General features: G+C 72.7%; 1 protein-coding gene. It reads right to left on the bottom strand.

Features of this window, described 5'->3' with window-relative positions; translation table 11 throughout:
* Positions 1-965, bottom strand: a 965-nt coding sequence (locus GPA_RS02640) for an HAD-IC family P-type ATPase (protein ID WP_156791116.1), incomplete at both ends; no start/stop codon positions are given.

Below are 965 nucleotides of genomic sequence, written 5' to 3'. Positions count from 1 at the left end.
TTCTCGGTGAGGGTGCCGGTCTTGTCCGTGCAGATGACGGTGGCGCCGCCAAGCGTCTCCACGGCGGGCAGGCGCCGCACGAGCGCCTGGTGCCGCGCCATGCGCTGCACGCCCAGCGCCATGACGATGGTGGCGGTGGCGGGAAGGCTCTCGGGGATGACGGAGATGGCCAGCGACACAGCCAGCAGCAGAAGCGGCACGAACGGCCGGCCGTAGGCCAGGCCGATGGCCACCACGGCCAGCGCCGCCGCCACGCCCACGATGGTGAGCAGCTTGCCGAACGAGGCCAGCTTGCGCTTGAGCGGCGTGTCCAGCTCCTCGTCGCCCTCCAAAAGCCCCGCGATCTGGCCGACCTCGGTGCCCATTCCCGTGGCTGTCACCACGCCCCGCCCGCGTCCGCCCGTGACGATGGACGTGGCGAAGGCCATGGTGGAGCGGTCGCCGAGCGGCGCGCCGGGGGCGACCTTCGCGTCGGCGTCCTTCTCGGAAGGCACCGACTCGCCGGTGAGCGAGGCCTCCTGCACGCGCAGGCTCGCCGTGTCCAAGAGGCGCAGGTCGGCGGGCACCATGCTGCCGTCGTCCAGCATGACCAGGTCGCCGACCACGAGCTCGCGGGCGGGCAGGATCTCCTCGGCGCCGCCGCGCACGACACGGGCCGTGGGCGCGGAGAGCGACCGCAGCGCCTCGAGCGACGACTGCGCCTTGCGCTCCTGCACGATGCCGATCACGGCGTTCACCACCACGATGGCGAAAATGATGCCCGCCTCGGCCCACTCCCGCAGAAGCGCCGAGAGCACGGCCGCCACCACGAGGATGAGCACCATGGGGTCGCCCAGCTGCTCGCGCACCATGGCGCCGAGCGTCTTGGGCGGCTTCGAGGCCAGCTCGTTGGGCCCGTTCTGGGCCAGGCGGCGTCGCGCCTCGGCGTCCGTCAGGCCGTCCGGCGAGGTCTCGAGCGCCGCGAG

Source organism: Gordonibacter pamelaeae 7-10-1-b (assembly GCF_000210055.1).
Classification (GTDB): Bacteria; Actinomycetota; Coriobacteriia; order Coriobacteriales; family Eggerthellaceae; genus Gordonibacter; species Gordonibacter pamelaeae.
The sequence above is the reverse complement of the archived record's forward strand: the minus strand, read 5'-3'. Positions and strand labels throughout refer to the sequence as shown.